This is a genomic window from Mycobacterium arosiense ATCC BAA-1401 = DSM 45069 (genome assembly GCF_002086125.1).
Lineage (GTDB): Bacteria > Actinomycetota > Actinomycetes > Mycobacteriales > Mycobacteriaceae > Mycobacterium > Mycobacterium arosiense.
Genome location: NZ_MVHG01000002.1, coordinates 119,515 through 135,157, shown reverse-complemented (window position 1 = coordinate 135,157; position 15,643 = coordinate 119,515). Strand labels below are relative to the sequence as shown.

Here is a 15,643-nt window from a genome sequence, read left to right as displayed (position 1 = left end):
ATGAAGGCACCGATCGAGGTCTCCCCGCTGGCCTGGCTAGACGCGGTGGAACGGCAGCGCCGCGAGGCCGGGCTGCGCCGCTCACTGCGGCCGCGTCCCGCCGTCGCCACCGAGCTGGACCTGGCCTCCAACGATTATCTCGGGCTGTCGCAGCACCCCGACGTGATCGACGGCGGCGTCGCCGCGCTGCGCATGTGGGGCGCCGGTGCCACCGGATCCCGGCTGGTCACCGGCGACACCGAGTTGCACCAGCAGTTCGAATCCGAGCTGGCCGACTACGTCGGCGCGGAGTCGGGGCTGCTGTTCTCGTCCGGCTACGCGGCCAACCTGGGGGCCGTTGTCGGCCTGTCAGGCCGGGGTTCGCTGCTGGTCTCCGACGAGCTTTCACACGCCTCGCTGGTGGATGCCTGCCGACTGTCTCGGGCGCGGGTGGCGGTGACGCCGCACCGCGACGTCGGCGCCGTGGCGGCCGCGCTGCGGACGCGCGACGAGGAGCGCGCGGTCGTCATCACCGAGTCGGTGTTTTCCACCGACGGCGCGCTGGCGCCGCTGCGCGAATTGCATGAGGTGTGCCGCGCGCACCGCGCCCTGCTCATCGTCGACGAGGCGCACGGTCTGGGCGTGCGTGGCGGCGGCCGGGGGCTGCTGCACGAGGCCGGCCTGGCCGGGGCCCCCGACGTGGTCATGACCACCACGCTGTCCAAGGCGCTGGGCAGCCAGGGCGGCGCGGTGCTGGGGCCGGCGCCGGTGCGGGCGCATCTGATCGACGCCGCGCGCACGTTCATCTTCGACACCGGCCTGGCCCCGGCGGCGGTGGGCGCCGCGCGGGCCGCGCTTGGCGTGTCTCGGTCTGAGCCCTGGCGCGCGGACGCGGTGTTGCGCCATGCCGCCGCGCTGGCCGAGGCCTGCGGGGTGATCGAGGTGCCGCAGTCGGCGGTGGTCTCGGTGATCCTGGGCGACCCGGACGTGGCGGTTTCCGCCGCGACCGCCTGCCTGGACGCCGGCGTGCGGGTGGGATGCTTCCGGCCCCCGACCGTGCCCGCCGGGACGTCGCGCCTTCGGCTGACCGCGCGCGCGTCGCTGGACGACGCCGAGCTCAAGGTCGCGCGCCGGGTGCTGTCCGATGTGCTGGCCGAGCTGGGTTGAGGCACGCCGGTGACGGTTCTGGTCGTCACCGGCACCGACACCGGGGTCGGCAAGACGGTCGCCACCGCGGCGCTGGCCTGTCACGCCCGTCAGGCCGGCATCGACGTGGCGGTGTGCAAACCGGTCCAGACCGGCATCGATGCCGGCGACGACGACCTCGCCGAGGTGGCCCGGCTATCCGGAGAGACCCAGCTGGCGGGGTTGGGCCGCTATCCGCAGCCGTTGGCGCCGGTGGCCGCCGCCGAGGCGGCCGGAATGCCGCTGCCCACCCGCGAGGAGCTGCTGGCGCTCATCGGGCAGCTGGATCGTCCGGGTCGGCTGACCTTGGTGGAGGGAGCCGGGGGACTGCTGGTTGAGCTCGGCGAAAACGGTGTCACCGCACGCGATCTCGCTGTCGCGCTGGGGGCCGCGGTGCTGGTCGTCGTCAGCCCATCGTTGGGTACCCTCAACCACACCGCACTGACCCTGGAATCTCTTGCCGCGCGTCATCTTTCGTGTGCTGGTCTGGTCATCGGCAGCTGGCCCCGGCGGCCCGGCGCGGTGGAGACGGCGAATCGGTCCGCGCTGGCCCGGCTGGCCCCGGTGCGCGCCGCGCTGCCGCAAGGGGCCGCAGCGCTGGACGCCGCCGACTTTGCGGCGCTGTGCGCCCGGGCATTCGACCGCGACTGGGTCAGCACGCTGGCGGGCTGATGGTCCATTCCATCGAGCTGGTCTTCGACCGCGACACCGAGGCGGCGATCCGCACCATCTGGGAGTCGTTGGCCGCGGCGGGGATTCCCAGCCAGGCCCCGGCCAGCCGGCCGCACGTGACGCTGGCGGTTGCCGAAAGCATCGCGCCCGCCGTCGACGAACCGCTGAGCGCGGTGAGCGAACGGCTACCGCTGGCCTGCGTCGTCGGTGCTCCGGTGTTATTCGGCCGCGCCACTGCGGTTTTCGCGCGGCTGGTGGTGCCGACCGCCGAGCTGTTGGCCCTGCATGCCGAGGTGCACCGGTGCTGCGGGCCGCATTTGATGCCGGCACCTATGCCCAACAGTCTGCCCGGGCAGTGGACTGCGCACGTCACGATGGCGCGGCGCGTCGGCGGCGCCCAGCTCGGGCGAGCGCTGCGCATCGCGGGCCGACCCGCCCAGATCGAGGGCAGCTTCACGAGTTTGCGTCGCTGGGACGGCAACAAGAAGGTCGAGCACCCGATCGGCCGTTAACCCCCGAAGAGCAGATACAAACCGGTGAACGTGTAGCCGACCATCACCAGCATCATCGTCAGCTGCCCGGTGAGCTGATGCCCGCTGGGCAGCAGCCGCAGGGCCTTGTCGTGGGCCGCGACCACCGCGACGATGTGCCCGGTGACCACACAGGTCACCTTGACCGCGGCGAGCACCGGCGGGTGCGTGGACAAGACGTACGCCACGTGCAGGTGCGCCAGGCCGAGCAGATTCCAGCCGTGGCCGAACGGGTCGGCCAGCGCGAACACCGCCTGCTGTCCGCGCTCCACCAGGTAGGACAGGTAGTGCGCGAAGATGTAGCCCACCACGATCGGGATCAGCGAATGCGCCATCTGGCCGGGCAATTCGCGACGCTGCTGTGGGCTGACGCCGCCGGTGGCACGCGCGGCGAGTGAAAACGTCACCGCCACAACGCAGATGAAGACGATCAGCCCGACGGTGCGCACCATTGACGAGGCCAACGTCGGGGGCGCGCCGAATTCGCGGGTGAGCTGATCGGAGAAGCCGCGCCACGTCGGCGACGACGAGAAGCTGTCGAACGCCGTCGACCCCAGCAGCACCGCCAGCAAAACCACGACACCGGGGCGCACCGGCAGCGAGGGCAGATGGTCGAGCGGGTTCCCGACGACGATTTGCCGCGTTTGCGGGTTGCGGCGAAACGGCGAGAGCCGGGAGACGGCCACGCTATATACGCCGAACGGGTCGGCGCGGGCCAGCCAGCGCTGCCCGCACAGCCACGCGCCGGCCAGCATCAGCACGGCGTAGCAGGCGACCCACGTCCTGACCCAGGGCAGCGACGCCGGGTTCGGGCTGGCCAGCTCCATCCAGACGAAGGCGAACAGGCCGGCCGCGGCGGGCCGATAGCCCCAGCCTTCGGGGTAGGTCCGCCGCGGCCGGCCGAGCCGTTCCGGGGTGACGCGCCGCAGCAGCAGGTACACCGTGCGCATCGGCGAAATCACCCGCCACACCGGGCCGACGACCAGCGACAACGCCACCAGTCCGACCCACAGCAGCACGTAGAACGCGCCGAGCAGCCCGTTGGACTCCGATTCGGGACCCCATACGCCGGCGGCCACCACCCAGGCCGCGAACAGCAGGGCCAGGCCGGCCGCGAACCATCGCGTCACCCGGGAGTCGACGAAGATCATCAGCGCCTTCGGTAGGGGCCGGCCCGGCTTGAGCGGGTCGAACCGCGGCCGCCGCCAGGCGAACGCCACGAGGGCGAAGGTGAACGTCAACGCCCATGCCGCCCCGACCATCGCGTAGGCGTAGGGCACCGGCAGATCACCCGAACCACCGAGCCCGTGCGCGAGCACCACCGCCGCGGCGGCGGAGCTCACGGCTGCACTTGGATGGTCGCGATGGTGCGGTCCAGATGGTGCAGCTCCACCGCGACGTTGCCGGGAACGTCGACGGCGAATCCGAACGTCTGGTTGGGGGCCGCCGCGACCGCGAACTTGTGATCGGGCGTCGAATGCACGTGCAGCTCGTCGGTGGCGTCACTGGTCACGTGCAGTGTGATCTGCTGGTGCACCTTGGCCTGCAGCGTGGCGTTGGTGGGAGTGACCTGACCATTGGCGATGGTCACGTCGATCGTCAGCGGACCGGCCGGAGACTTGCTGGTGGAGCCGCCGCCGCAGGCCACCAGGCCGCAGGCCAGCACCGCCACGCATGCCACGTTGACGGTGCGTCGCAGTGTCATGGGCTCACGCCGCCCGCGGAATCGGCTGCTTGTCTTCCACCGGTTCCGGCTCGGCGAGGGAGTTGTTGAGCCGGCCGGCGCCCCAGGTCAAGCCGGCGATCACCATGAGCGTCAGGAACAGCACCACGATGCCGCCCGCGGTAAACAACCAGGCCGGCGCGCCCTGGTCGCGTTCGCGCTGCAGGATGGTGACTTCCAGGACGAACGGCCGCGTGCTTGACGCCAGCGCGGGGACCTCGGGGGCCGGAATGGCGGCGTCCGCCGGTTCCCAAATCGGCACGGCCGTCATCGTGCGGCCGTCCTGGACCCGCAGCAGGGTCTTCCAATCCCCCCACACCGGAACCGGCTGGGTGGAGCGGTAGTGCCCCGGCCCGACCTTGGCGAGCCTGTCGATCACCAGGCCGCGCTGATTGTTCATGCGCCCCTGCCAGGACAGGATCGTCAGCCAGTCAGGATTGTCGCTGACCATGTCGGCGGGTAGCAGTTGGACGTCGGCCGACACCATGCGCTGCCCCGGGGCACTGGGCAGATCGGTCAACGTGATGGCGGCGTTGTCCTGGCCCGGCACGACGATGTGCAAGCCGTTGGCGACCACGCCCCCGATCACCAGCACGGTGGCCACGACCACGGAGATGCCGGCGGCGCGCCCCGGCAGGCGCTGTCCGGTCAGCACCATGCCGAACATGGCGCCGCACACACCCATCAGCATCGCGACCGGCATGGCCATGGCCAGGGCCTCGCCCCACATGCTGATCGGCCAGGGGTAGTGGTACACCGTGGCGATCCACAGCGACTCCAGCCAGAGCCCGACCGTGCCCACTCCCAGCCCGGCCACGGCGCCGAACACCATGGGGCGCTTGACAAGCGGAGTCAGGGCCATCAACTCGACCACCACCGCGGGGCCGAGATACAGCGGGAACCAGTTGATCGGGGCCCCGAGTATCGGCCCGACCAGCAGGGCGACGCCGCCGCGCAGGGCGATGGCGAAGACGGCCGCGATCACGGCCGCCCCCCGGCCCATCGTGATGCGAGCGGCGACCGCCGCCAGTGCTGCCGCGCCGGCGATCAGCATGGGCTGGAACACCAGGCGGAATTGCGGGACGCCGAAGTCGAACTCGATCTGGTAGACCGACAAGCCGATGAGCAACCCGCCGAAGGACAGGTAGCGCAGGAAGGTGATGAAGACGCCGTGGTAGACGCCCTCGCCTTCTTCGGCCTCACCCTCGCGCTCCAGCATCAACACCGCGAAAAGGGAAAAGCAGGCGCCACCGATCATCATCAAATGCGTTGGGCCCCACAGCGTTACGTCCTGGCCGAAGATGCGGTGCCAGATGTCGTCGAGCGGGAACCCGATCATCGCGTACAGCCCGCAGCCGGCCATCAGCACGCCGCCCACCGGTGCGTGCCAGTTCCGCGTGATCCGCACCGCGGCCGGGCCGGGCTTGTCGAATGGCAGCACGACCGCCGTCATGCCGCCCAGGAAGATGCCGAACAATCCGATGATGATGAAGTAGTGCGCTGGGTTGGCCAAGGGCCCCGGGTCGCGGCCGTTGCCGATATGCCAGCTGACGTCCCAGATGAACCCGAACAGCGCGCAGATGATCGACGTGGTGAACACCAGGACCGGCAGGGCGACCCACCCGGGCCGGTGGAAGGTGTTGCCGACCCGGTCGGCGGCCCGGGTCAGCCACTCGATGCGATGGGTGCGGTGGGCGTGGCCCACCCACAGCAACAGCAGGGTGATCACCACCGCGGCGATCGATAGCCCGATTACCTGATTCAACCCGGCACCGCGTGCCGGTGCCTCGGCAACAATTGTCAGTTCATTCGACCGCATCGTGTGCCTCCCAAACGCGCCGGGCTGCCCCGGAGGATCCGATTGAAGTCAACCGCTTATTACTGTCAAGTAGGTTCGTGATTGTTTGTTTAATGCCCCAATCCCGGGCTCGTCAATCACGCGTTTTGTCTGGCGTGTCAGCACTGGAGGCGTCGGGCGCGGAGCCCGTGGTGTCGCGGCCCTCGCGCCGGTCACGCAGCGCGATGCACAGAATCACCCCGACCACGATCACCGCAGGCAGGAACGCCGGCGCCGCCAGCAGTAAATAGTGGTGCGCCAGGTATTCGACGTGCGGAGTCACCATGGTCGTATACCCATAGGTAGGGCGTGTCCTTCGGCCGTTACCCTACTTTGAACACCTTTTCATTCATTGCTGCCACCACCGTGGCAGGTCTGTCCCCACGCGCGGACACGATAAAGAGGCAGGGGAGCACCTGGTGACTCAAGCGGCAACTCGACCGACGGCCGATACGGGCAACGACGAGGACATTTTGGCGGTGGCCCGCCGGCAGGTGCTTGAGGACGGCCAGGGATTGAGCCGGGACCAGGTGCTGCGGGTGCTGCAGCTGCCCGACGACCGGCTCGACGACCTGTTGGCGCTGGCCCACGAGGTGCGGATGCGCTGGTGCGGCCCCGAGGTCGAGATCGAGGGCATCATCAGCCTCAAGACCGGCGGTTGCCCGGAGGACTGCCATTTCTGCTCGCAGTCGGGGCTGTTCGCGTCCCCGGTGCGCAGCGCCCGGCTGGACATCCCCAGCCTGGTCGAGGCCGCCAAGCAGACAGCCAAGTCCGGCGCCACCGAATTCTGCATCGTGGCCGCGGTGCGTGGCCCCGACGAGCGGTTGTTGGCCCAGGTCGCGGCCGGCATCGAAGCCATCCGCAACGAGGTCGAGATCAACATCGCCTGCTCGCTGGGGATGCTGACGGCCGAGCAGGTCGAGCAGCTCGCCGAGATGGGCGTGCACCGCTACAACCACAACCTGGAGACCGCCCGCTCCTTCTTCACCAACGTCGTGACCACCCACAGCTGGGAGGAGCGTTGGGAGACGCTTTCGATGGTCCGCGACGCCGGCATGGAGGTGTGCTGCGGCGGCATCCTCGGCATGGGCGAGACCCTCGAGCAACGTGCGGAATTCGCCGCCGAATTGGCCGAACTGGGTCCCGACGAGGTGCCGCTGAACTTCCTCAACCCCCGGCCGGGCACCCCGTTCGGCGACCTGGAAGTGATGCAGGCGAGCGAGGCGCTGAAGTCGGTGGCCGCCTTCCGGCTGGCGCTGCCGCGCACCATGCTGCGGTTCGCCGGTGGGCGCGAGATCACTCTGGGCGACCTGGGCGCCAAGCAGGGCATTCTGGGCGGCATCAACGCCGTGATCGTCGGCAACTATCTGACCACGCTGGGTCGTCCCGCCGAATCCGACCTGGAACTGCTCGACGACCTGCAGATGCCCCTTAAGGGGCTCAACGCCAGCCTGTAGGCCGGTTGTCGCGGCTAGGGTTGGGACAGTGGTGGTTGGCGATCTGGGCGCCCTGGGAGCCGTGGTTGGTGCCGGCGTCTACAACGTCTACACCGGGGAATTAGGGGGCACCTCAGTGCCGACAGCGGCCCAGTTGGGTCTTGAGCCTCCCCGGTTCTGCGCGGCATGCGGGCGCCGGATGGTGGTGCAGGTTCGGCCCGACGGCTGGCGGGCCCGCTGCTCGCGGCACGGCGAGGTCGATTCCGCCGACCTGGAGTCGCAGCGGTGACCGAGCAAACCAAAACGGACGCCGCCGATCCCGTTGCGGCCGTCACCGTTTCGCGCCGCACGCGGGCGCGGGCGCTGGTGATCGTGGCCCTGGCGTCGGCGGTGACCGGTCTGGCGATCGGCGGGCTATGGGCATTGATCGCTCCGCCGATTCGCGCCGTGGTGGCCCTCACCCGGTCGGGCGAACGGGTCCATGACTATCTGGGCAACGAGTCCGAGCACTTCTTCGTCGCGCCGGCCCTGATGCTGGGGCTGCTCACCGTGCTGGCGGTGGTGGCCTCGGTCTGGGTGTGGCAGTGGCGCGCGCACCGCGGGCCGGGAATGGTCATCGCGCTGTCGACCGGCATGGTGGGCGCCGCCGCCGCGGCCTCGGCGGTGGGGGCGGGGCTGGTCCGGTTGCGCTACGGCGCCCTGAACTTCGATGCGGTGCCGCTGTCGAAAACCCCGTCGGTCGCCTACGTCACGCAGGCGCCGCCGGTGTTCTTCTCCGACGGTCCGCTGCAGATCGCGGTCAGCCTGCTGTGGCCGGCCGGCATCGCGGCCCTGGTCTACGCGGTGCGGGTGGCCGCCGACGCTCGCGACGACCTGGGTGCTTTTCCCCCGCAGCCTTCCGCAGCGGCGCCGGTGCGAGGGGGAGGCGCCGAAGCGCCCGTGTCATAGCGGACGGCGGGGGATCTTGCGGCCCGTGACGACCTTGGCCGCGATCTTGGCCAACCGGACCATGCCGACGTAGGTCGTCGGGTTGAACATCGTCGGCCACGTGGTGCGGATCAGGTGATCGGTCAACGGGCGGCCTTCGAAGCGATCCGTCAGCCAGCGCAGCGCCATCGGCGCCGACAGCGGGTGCAGCATCATGTGCTCGTTGAAGGCGTCGCGGTGGTAGGTGACCCGCGCACCGCCGGCCGAATACGCGTCGGCGAGCGCGTCGATGTCGTGGACGTCGATCAGGTAGTCGTGCACGGCCTGCACGATCAGCACCGGTGGCGTCGGAACGGCGGCGCCCAGCTTGATGTGGTCGAAGACCTGCGTGATCTCCGGGGTGGACAGGATCTGCTCGAGCGGCTCGTCGAGGTAGTCGCCCATGTTTTTGCGGGCCATCCGCACGACGGCCTCCACGGTCGTCATCTTCTCCAGCGAGTCGAGCAGCGCGCGCCCCTCCTCGTTGCTGTGCTCGCGGATCACCCGGTCCAGATCGGGGTAAATGTGCGCGAGCGCGGCCACCACCAGCGCGGGCAGCCCCGACAGTAAGCTGCCGTTGAGGCGGCGGAAGGTGTTGCCCAAATCTCCGACGGGCGAGCCCAGCACCGCCCCGACGATGTCAAGTTCGGGCGCGTACTCGGCGCACGTCTCGGCGGCCCAGGCGCTGGCCAGTCCGCCGCCGGAGTAGCCCCACAGCCCGACGGGCACCTCGGCGGACAGTCCGAGGCGCTCCGAGCTCAACGCGGCCCGGACGCCGTCCAGGACGCGATAGCCGGGCTCGTACGGCGCGCCCCACAGCCCGCGCAGGCCTTCGTGGTCCGGCACCGAGACGGCCCATCCCTCGGCGACGGCGGCGGTGATCAGGAAGAGCTCGAACTGGCCGATCGCCCCCAGCGCCTTCGCCCGGCGCCGCAACGCATAGGACGGGAAGCAGCGCGACGAGACGGCGTCGATCGCGCACTGGTAGGACAGCAACGGGCAGGCACGTCCCGGCGCCAGATCGGCGGGGACGATCACCGTCGTGGCCGTGGCCTCCGGCTCGCCGTTCATATCCATCGTGCGGTAGAGCAGCTGGACGGCCCTGATGGGCTGCGGGACCAGGCCCAAGAATGCCAACTCGACGTCGCGCGAGCGCAGCACCGTCCCCGGTTGGGCGTGCTGGAAGCCCGGTGGCGGCTGGTAGAACGGGTCGTCCGAGGGCAGCAGCGGACGAACCTTGGGCTGCAGTTCCTCGTGTGGCGGGCGGGCGATCCATTCCGCACCCTGCGTGCCCGCCAGGTTGCCAAGCTCGGCCATTGAGGCTCCCTTCGTGGCCACCCGGCATTCTCGCGTACGAACGGCAGGTAACCAAAACGCAATCGCCGCACTATGGGCGACTTCTCGTCTCGTTAGCCAAGTCAGACGCGATTCACCCCCGCGTCGCCCGCTTGTTGCCCAGCCTAGCCTGGCGAGCCTGGCGGCCTGAGCGCGGCGAACTCGTCGGTGACCCGCAGCGCCGCGTCGGTGAACCGGTACAGCGCGGCCGGGCGGCCGCCGCTGCGGCCGGATTGCGCGATGGTGCCGGTCGCCGTGATGACGCCACGCCGGGCCAGCACCCGCTGCAGGTTTGTCGCGTCGACCTGATAGCCCAACGCCGCGCCGTAGATGTCCCGCAGCGTAGAAAGCGCGAATTCCCTTGGAGCTAAAGCGAATCCGATATTGGTGTAGGACAGTTTGGCGTTCAGTCGGGTGCGGGCGTTGTCCACCATCTGGCCGTGGTCGAAGGCCGTCGGCGGCAGGCAGTTCACCGGATGCCAGCGGGTGTCCGGCGGCAGTTCGGGGCTGGCGGGGGAGGGCACCAGGCCCAGGAAGGTAGACGCGATCACCCGGGTGCCGGGCACTCGCTGCGGGTCGGAGAACACCGCGAGTTGCTCTAAGTGGGCCAGCTCTTTGAGGTCGACCTTCTCGGCGAGCTGGCGCCGCACCGAGGTGATGATGTCCTCGTCGTTGCGCAGCTGACCGCCCGGCAGCGACCACCTGCCCTGTTGCGGGTCCTGGGCGCGCTGCCATAACAGCACGTTCAGCTGCGGTTTCGCCGTGCTTAATCTGTTTGCCGGCCGCTTCGCGCCCTGTTCGGCCGCTTCGCGAACTTGGAACACGACCGCGAGCACTTCGTGGGCGGTGCTACCATGGGCCATGTTTTCGATTATAAGTCGAAAACCTCGTGGGCTGAAAGGAGCCGCCATGACGGTTATCAATCGCATGGACACGCTCGCCGAAAGCATGATCGCCGACATCACCGACTCGCCCAGCGGCTACGCCGGGGTCGCCGGTGACGAGCAATGGGCCGCCGAAGTTCGCCGCCTGGCCAAGCTGCGCGGCGCCACCGTGCTGGCGCACAACTATCAATTGCCCGAGATTCAGGACGTCGCCGATCACGTGGGCGACTCGCTGGCGTTGTCGCGGATCGCCGCCGAGGCGCCCGAGGACACCATCGTGTTCTGCGGGGTGCACTTCATGGCCGAGACGGCCAAGATCCTGAGCCCGGACAAAACCGTGCTCATCCCGGACCAGCGCGCCGGCTGCTCACTGGCCGACTCCATCACCGCCGACGAATTGCGCGCCTGGCGCGACGATCACCCCGGCGCGGTCGTCGTCTCCTACGTCAACACCACGGCGGCGGTCAAGGCGCTCACCGACATCTGCTGCACCTCGTCCAACGCGGTCGAGGTCGTCGAGTCCATCGACCCGGACCGCGAGGTGCTGTTCTGCCCCGATCAGTTCCTCGGCGCCCATGTCCGTCGCGTGACGGGCCGTGAGAACTTGCACGTCTGGGCGGGCGAATGCCACGTGCACGCCGGGATCAACGGCGACGAACTGGGCGACCAGGCCCGCGCCAATCCCGACGCCGAGCTCTTCGTGCACCCCGAATGTGGTTGCGCCACTTCGGCCTTGTATCTCGCGGGCGAGGGCGCCTTCCCGACGGACCGGGTGAAGATCTTGTCCACCGGCGGCATGCTGGAGGCCGCCAACCGGACCGAGGCGCGCAAGGTGCTGGTCGCCACCGAGGTCGGCATGCTCTACCAGTTGCGCCGCGCGGCACCGCAAGTCGACTTCCGCGCGGTCAATGACCGCGCCTCCTGCAAGTTCATGAAGATGATCACCCCGGCGGCCCTGCTGCGCTGCCTGGTCGAGGGGGCCGACGAGGTCGATGTCGACCCCGACATCGCGGCCGCCGGCCGGCGCAGCGTGCAGCGAATGATCGAAATCGGGCAGCCGGGCGGTGGCGAATGATCGCCCACCCCCGGTGGACGCACAGTGCCGACGTCGTCGTGATCGGCACCGGCGTCGCGGGATTGGCCGCCGCGCTGGCAGCGCATCGCGCCGGGCGCAGCGTGGTGGTGCTGAGCAAGGCAGACCAGGCCCGCGGGGCGACCGCCACGCATTACGCGCAGGGCGGCATCGCGGTGGTGTTGCCGGACAACGACGACTCGGTGGAGGCCCACGTCGCCGACACCGTGGTCGCCGGCGCGGGCCTGTGCGACCCCGAGTCGGTCTACTCGATCGTCGCCGACGGGTATGCGGCCGTCGCCGAATTGGTCGGCGACGGAGCGCGGTTCGACGAATCCGCGCCGGGCAGGTGGGCGCTGACCCGCGAGGGTGGACACTCCCGGCGCCGCATCGTGCACGCCGGCGGCGACGCCACCGGCGCGGAGGTGCAGCGCGCGCTGGACCACGCGGCCCGCACGCTGGACATCCGTACCGGCCACGTCGCGCTGCGGGTGCTGCACGACGGTGCGGCGGTGACCGGCGTCCTGGTGGGCAACCCGGACGGATACGGAATCATCAGCGCCCCTTCGGTGATCCTGGCCTCCGGGGGCCTCGGGCACCTGTACGGCGCGACCACCAACCCCGAGGGCTCAACCGGCGACGGCATCGCGCTGGGCCTGTGGGCCGGTGTCGCGGTGAGCGATCTCGAGTTCATCCAGTTCCATCCCACGATGCTGTTCACCCCCGACGCGGCCGGCGGACGGCGCCCGCTGATCACCGAGGCCATCCGTGGCGAGGGTGCGAGGTTGATTGACTCCCAAGGTGATTCGGTAACCGCCGGGGTCCACCCGATGGGGGATCTGGCGCCCCGCGACGTCGTCGCCGCGGCCATCGACGCCCGGCTGAAGGCCACCGGCGATGCCTGCGTCTTCCTCGACGCGCGCCACATCGGCGACTTCGCCAACCGGTTTCCGACGGTGACCGCCGCCTGCCGGAACGCCGGCATCGATCCCGTCCGCCAACCCATTCCCGTTGTCCCCGGGGCGCACTACAGCTGCGGCGGCATCGTCACCGACGTGTACGGCCGAACCGAGCTGCCCGGATTGTTCGCCGCGGGCGAGGTGGCGCGCACCGGACTGCACGGCGCCAACCGGCTGGCGTCCAACAGCCTGCTGGAAGGTCTGGTGGTCGGCGGGCGGGCCGGTAAGGCGGCGGCCGCGCACGCCGCCGCGACCGGGCGTGTGCACGCGGTCGCGGCCGAGCCGCTCGTCCACACCGCGCCGCAGCGCGCCGACCTGCAGCACGCGATGAGCCGGGACGCTTCGGTGGTGCGCGACGCCGCCGGGCTCACCCGGTTGTCGACCATGCTGGCGCGGGCGAAGGTCCGCCCCGTGGCCGGCCGCCGCGACTTCGAGGACGTCGCGCTGGCCGTCGCCGCCCGGGCGGTCACGGCCGCCGCCCTGGCCCGCACCGAGAGCCGCGGCTGCCACCATCGAGCGGATTACTCGCTGACCGCCTCCGAGCTGGGGCGCAGCAACGTCCTGCGGCTGGCCGACGACCAGGGCGCGGTGATGGTGGAGGCTTTGGCGGCGGTCGTATGACTTCGATGTCCGACTGCGAACTGGCCGCCGCGCGCGAAACGATCAAACGCGGCCTGGCCGAGGACCTGCGCCATGGACCCGACATCACCACCCTGGCAACGGTGCCCGCCGAGGCGGTGGCCACCGCGTCCATGGTGCCCCGCGAGCCGGGAGTGATCGCCGGTGTCGATGTCGCGTTGCTGGTGCTCGACGAGGTCCTCGGCGCCCGCGGTTACGAGGTGATTCACCGCGTCGAGGACGGTGCCCACCTACAGCCGGGTGACCCGGTGCTGATCCTGCGGGCCGAGACCCGCGGCCTGCTGACCGCCGAGCGGACCATGCTCAACCTGGTTTGCCACCTGTCGGGGATCGCCACCGCGACGGCGCACTGGGTGGCCGCCCTGCACGGGACCAAGGCCAGGGTGCGCGACACCCGCAAAACGCTGCCCGGCCTGCGCGCCTTGCAGAAATACGCGGTCCGGGTCGGCGGCGGCGTCAACCACCGGCTCGGGCTCGGCGACGCCGCCCTGATCAAGGACAACCACGTGGTGGCCGCGGGATCGGTGGTCGACGCGCTGCGGGCCGTGCGGGACGCGGCGCCGGACCTACCGTGCGAGGTGGAGGTGGATTCACTCGAGCAGCTGGATGAGGTGCTGCCCGAGAAGCCCGAGCTGATCCTGCTGGACAACTTCCCGGTGTGGCAGACGCAGATGGCCGTGCAGCGCCGCGACGCCCGGGCACCCGCCGTGCTGCTCGAATCATCCGGCGGGCTCAGCCTCGAAAACGCGGCCGCCTACGCCGCGACCGGGGTGGACTACCTGGCCGTCGGCGCCCTGACCCATTCGGTCCGGGTGCTCGACATCGGCCTCGACATGTAGGCGGGGTTTCGGCTGCTGCGCAGGCGCCGAGTGTGAAACCTGGGCGCCGAACGTGAATCCTGGGCGCCGAGCGTGAATCCTGGGCGCCGAGTGTGAAACCTGGGCGCCGCTTCTCGGCGTGTCGCCACCCTAGGCGCACACTCAACGCCACCAGCGCACACTCAACGCCACCAGCGCACACTCAACTTCCCGTGGCGCTGCGGACGATCGCCTCAGGCGATATCGCCGAGGAAAACGCCGATCCGGCGCAGCTGCAGGCGCGCCATGAATGGCAACCCCTCGGCGTCAGGGCCGTCGTAGCCGGCGGGCAGGATCCGCGGGTTGATCAGGTGCACGGTCCGGTTACGGCCGAACTCCACGTCGGCTTCGCCGGCGGCCAGCACGTTCTTCACCCAATTCGTCTTGCCGTGGCCCAGCGCGATCGCCAAGACATTGCCCTTGCGGTAGGGCGTGACGATGGTCTCGTACGGCGTGCCCGACGTGCGGCCACGATGCTTGATGGTCGCGGTTCCGGGGATAAAGCGGGCGATCGGCTTGACCGCCGGGTTGAAGTATTTGATCTGAAACCGCTCGAACCAGGGCGGGAACACCATCGGGACGCCCGGGGCGTTGTTCGGGTGATCCTTTGCGGACATCACGGCTCCTTGAGTAATCTCTGCGGGCCTTGCATCGCTTTCACCGCTTTTCACCGGCACTGTACCTGTCCGATAACGAATCGGGCCGCCCTAAGACAGTGACTTCGCCGGCGGGGAGCCGTCAGCGTCCTTATCGCGAGTACGGCCCGACGGGCGGGTTCGTAGCTGCCATGATGCATAATCTAAGCGGCACAACGACTTTCGTTTGCCCCGGTGACGCGGCCGGCGTACGGTTTCCGCGTGATGAACACGTGCGAGCAGGTGCGCAAAGACGGCGCCATCCCAGCCAAGTACAAGGTGCTCGTGGCCATGGCCGCCGCGCGTCCGGGGGGCGTCCGGGCATTGGCCGACGGCGCCCGCGCGGCGGGCGCCTCAGAAGCCGAGATCGCCGAGGCGGTCGCGATCCGACGATCGATGGGCCGTGCCATCCCGCCCATCGCGGGCGGCGCCCGGCGACGACGGACGCTGCGGGCCTGCCTGGCGTTGTGGACGGCGGCGCTGATGGTCGCAGCGGGGCTGCTCGTCCAGGGCGCCGCGCCGAGCCGGGCCGATACGTGCGGCGACGGCGGCGACGCCCCGGCGCCGGCGGGTGCCTGTACCCAGCCCGGCGCGGACCCGCCGCCACAGGCCAGCCTGCCCAAACCCTCATGGCTGGGGGCGATCGAGAAGCGCGACCCGCAGTTCGGCGACTCCTACCTGGCGATGCGGGAGCGGATCCTGAGGGACGGCGCGATCCCGGCCAAGTACAAGCTGCTGATCGGGATGGTCACCGACGCCATCGCCGCGCACCCGGATGGCGTCAGGATGCTAGCCCGCGACGCCCGGGCGGCGGGCGCGACTGAACCCGAGGTCACCGAGGCGGTCGAGGTCGGATACCTGTATGGCGGCACGGCGGCGCTGGTCATCGGCGCAAACGCGTTCAGCAGCTGAATAGGGCTCGCCGCTGACGCGG

The 15,643-nt window shown here is 70.0% G+C and carries 17 protein-coding genes; 10 read left to right on the top strand and 7 right to left on the bottom strand.

Annotated features, from left to right (window positions below; genetic code table 11):
- The 3 genes from BST14_RS01575 to BST14_RS01565 are packed head-to-tail and all read left to right on the top strand — an operon-like array spanning window position 1 to window position 2,348.
- Window positions 1-1,146: an 8-amino-7-oxononanoate synthase gene (locus BST14_RS01575; protein ID WP_083062838.1), complete on the top strand. Its 1,146-nt coding sequence runs from the start codon at window positions 1-3 to the stop codon at window positions 1,144-1,146.
- Window positions 1,147-1,155: 9 nt separating this feature from the next.
- Window positions 1,156-1,836 carry a dethiobiotin synthase gene (gene bioD, locus BST14_RS01570; RefSeq protein ID WP_083062837.1) on the top strand — a complete coding sequence of 227 codons (681 nt, stop codon included), beginning with the start codon at window positions 1,156-1,158 and terminating at the stop codon, window positions 1,834-1,836.
- Window positions 1,836-2,348 carry a 2'-5' RNA ligase family protein gene (locus BST14_RS01565; protein WP_083062836.1) on the top strand — a complete coding sequence of 171 codons (513 nt, stop codon included), beginning with the start codon at window positions 1,836-1,838 and terminating at the stop codon, window positions 2,346-2,348. The genes bioD and BST14_RS01565 overlap by 1 nt, the downstream gene beginning before the upstream one ends.
- Here the strand turns inward: BST14_RS01565 and BST14_RS01560 are convergent.
- From BST14_RS01560 to BST14_RS01545, 4 genes are all read right to left on the bottom strand, one after another.
- Window positions 2,345-3,709: a hypothetical protein gene (locus BST14_RS01560; RefSeq protein WP_083062835.1), complete on the bottom strand. Its 1,365-nt coding sequence runs from the start codon at window positions 3,707-3,709 to the stop codon at window positions 2,345-2,347. The genes BST14_RS01565 and BST14_RS01560 overlap by 4 nt on opposite strands.
- On the bottom strand, window positions 3,706-4,071 hold the full coding sequence (locus BST14_RS01555) for a hypothetical protein (protein WP_083062834.1): 366 nt from the start codon (window positions 4,069-4,071) through the stop codon (window positions 3,706-3,708). The genes BST14_RS01560 and BST14_RS01555 overlap by 4 nt, the downstream gene beginning before the upstream one ends.
- 4 nt (window positions 4,072-4,075) lie before the next feature.
- Window positions 4,076-5,908, bottom strand: a complete 1,833-nt coding sequence (locus tag BST14_RS01550) for a hypothetical protein (protein ID WP_083062833.1) — start codon at window positions 5,906-5,908, stop codon at window positions 4,076-4,078.
- Between the two features lie 112 nt (window positions 5,909-6,020).
- A complete protein-coding gene (locus tag BST14_RS01545; RefSeq protein ID WP_083062832.1) occupies window positions 6,021-6,212 on the bottom strand; it encodes a hypothetical protein in 192 nt (63 codons plus the stop codon).
- A gap of 133 nt (window positions 6,213-6,345) precedes the next feature.
- On the opposite strand from BST14_RS01545, the gene bioB reads away from it, so the two are divergent.
- From bioB to BST14_RS01530, 3 genes are read left to right on the top strand one after another with little or no spacing between them, the layout of a single operon-like run.
- Window positions 6,346-7,383: a biotin synthase BioB gene (gene bioB, locus BST14_RS01540; protein ID WP_083062831.1), complete on the top strand. Its 1,038-nt coding sequence runs from the start codon at window positions 6,346-6,348 to the stop codon at window positions 7,381-7,383.
- 31 nt (window positions 7,384-7,414) lie between these two features.
- The gene (gene bsaP / locus BST14_RS01535; protein WP_083062892.1) at window positions 7,415-7,651 is read left to right on the top strand and encodes a biotin synthase auxiliary protein BsaP; all 237 of its coding nucleotides are present in this window, start codon (window positions 7,415-7,417) and stop codon (window positions 7,649-7,651) included.
- Window positions 7,648-8,310 (top strand): DUF2567 domain-containing protein, encoded by a 663-nt coding sequence (locus BST14_RS01530; protein WP_083062830.1) that lies wholly within the window; start codon window positions 7,648-7,650, stop codon window positions 8,308-8,310. Before bsaP ends, BST14_RS01530 begins: the two co-directional genes overlap by 4 nt.
- Here BST14_RS01530 and BST14_RS01525 read toward each other — a convergent pair.
- Both BST14_RS01525 and BST14_RS01520 read right to left on the bottom strand, forming a co-directional pair.
- A complete protein-coding gene (locus tag BST14_RS01525; RefSeq protein ID WP_083062891.1) occupies window positions 8,305-9,645 on the bottom strand; it encodes a lipase family protein in 1,341 nt (446 codons plus the stop codon). The genes BST14_RS01530 and BST14_RS01525 overlap by 6 nt on opposite strands.
- A gap of 143 nt (window positions 9,646-9,788) precedes the next feature.
- Window positions 9,789-10,526 (bottom strand): NUDIX hydrolase, encoded by a 738-nt coding sequence (locus BST14_RS01520; protein WP_083062829.1) that lies wholly within the window; start codon window positions 10,524-10,526, stop codon window positions 9,789-9,791.
- Between the two features lie 46 nt (window positions 10,527-10,572).
- On the opposite strand from BST14_RS01520, the gene nadA reads away from it, so the two are divergent.
- The 3 genes from nadA to nadC are packed head-to-tail and all read left to right on the top strand — an operon-like array spanning window position 10,573 to window position 14,056.
- Window positions 10,573-11,622 carry a quinolinate synthase NadA gene (gene nadA, locus BST14_RS01515; protein WP_083062828.1) on the top strand — a complete coding sequence of 350 codons (1,050 nt, stop codon included), beginning with the start codon at window positions 10,573-10,575 and terminating at the stop codon, window positions 11,620-11,622.
- On the top strand, window positions 11,619-13,199 hold the full coding sequence (locus BST14_RS01510; protein ID WP_083062827.1) for an L-aspartate oxidase: 1,581 nt from the start codon (window positions 11,619-11,621) through the stop codon (window positions 13,197-13,199). Before nadA ends, BST14_RS01510 begins: the two co-directional genes overlap by 4 nt.
- Window positions 13,196-14,056 carry a carboxylating nicotinate-nucleotide diphosphorylase gene (gene nadC / locus BST14_RS01505; protein WP_083062826.1) on the top strand — a complete coding sequence of 287 codons (861 nt, stop codon included), beginning with the start codon at window positions 13,196-13,198 and terminating at the stop codon, window positions 14,054-14,056. The genes BST14_RS01510 and nadC overlap by 4 nt, the downstream gene beginning before the upstream one ends.
- Window positions 14,057-14,268: 212 nt before the next feature.
- Here nadC and BST14_RS01500 read toward each other — a convergent pair whose 3' ends face one another.
- Window positions 14,269-14,691 carry a nitroreductase family deazaflavin-dependent oxidoreductase gene (locus tag BST14_RS01500; protein WP_083062825.1) on the bottom strand — a complete coding sequence of 141 codons (423 nt, stop codon included), beginning with the start codon at window positions 14,689-14,691 and terminating at the stop codon, window positions 14,269-14,271.
- Between the two features lie 243 nt (window positions 14,692-14,934).
- Here BST14_RS01500 and BST14_RS01495 point away from each other — a divergent pair, with 243 nt between their 5' ends.
- Window positions 14,935-15,621 (top strand): carboxymuconolactone decarboxylase family protein, encoded by a 687-nt coding sequence (locus BST14_RS01495; RefSeq protein WP_245845262.1) that lies wholly within the window; start codon window positions 14,935-14,937, stop codon window positions 15,619-15,621.
- Window positions 15,622-15,643 lie beyond the last annotated feature (22 nt).

Excerpts from the sequence above, each read along its gene's own strand:
- BST14_RS01575 (WP_083062838.1), top strand. The coding sequence starts at position 1 with ATGAAGGCACCGATCGAGGTCTCCCCGCTGGCCTGGCTAGACGCGGTG.
- BST14_RS01565 (WP_083062836.1), top strand. The coding sequence starts at position 1,836 with ATGGTCCATTCCATCGAGCTGGTCTTCGACCGCGACACCGAGGCGGCG.
- BST14_RS01555 (WP_083062834.1), bottom strand. The coding sequence starts at position 4,071 with ATGACACTGCGACGCACCGTCAACGTGGCATGCGTGGCGGTGCTGGCC.
- BST14_RS01550 (WP_083062833.1), bottom strand. The coding sequence starts at position 5,908 with ATGCGGTCGAATGAACTGACAATTGTTGCCGAGGCACCGGCACGCGGT.
- BST14_RS01545 (WP_083062832.1), bottom strand. The coding sequence starts at position 6,212 with ATGGTGACTCCGCACGTCGAATACCTGGCGCACCACTATTTACTGCTG.
- BST14_RS01525 (WP_083062891.1), bottom strand. The coding sequence starts at position 9,645 with ATGGCCGAGCTTGGCAACCTGGCGGGCACGCAGGGTGCGGAATGGATC.
- BST14_RS01520 (WP_083062829.1), bottom strand. The coding sequence starts at position 10,526 with ATGGCCCATGGTAGCACCGCCCACGAAGTGCTCGCGGTCGTGTTCCAA.
- nadA (WP_083062828.1), top strand. The coding sequence starts at position 10,573 with ATGACGGTTATCAATCGCATGGACACGCTCGCCGAAAGCATGATCGCC.
- BST14_RS01510 (WP_083062827.1), top strand. The coding sequence starts at position 11,619 with ATGATCGCCCACCCCCGGTGGACGCACAGTGCCGACGTCGTCGTGATC.
- nadC (WP_083062826.1), top strand. The coding sequence starts at position 13,196 with ATGACTTCGATGTCCGACTGCGAACTGGCCGCCGCGCGCGAAACGATC.
- BST14_RS01500 (WP_083062825.1), bottom strand. The coding sequence starts at position 14,691 with ATGTCCGCAAAGGATCACCCGAACAACGCCCCGGGCGTCCCGATGGTG.
- BST14_RS01495 (WP_245845262.1), top strand. The coding sequence starts at position 14,935 with ATGAACACGTGCGAGCAGGTGCGCAAAGACGGCGCCATCCCAGCCAAG.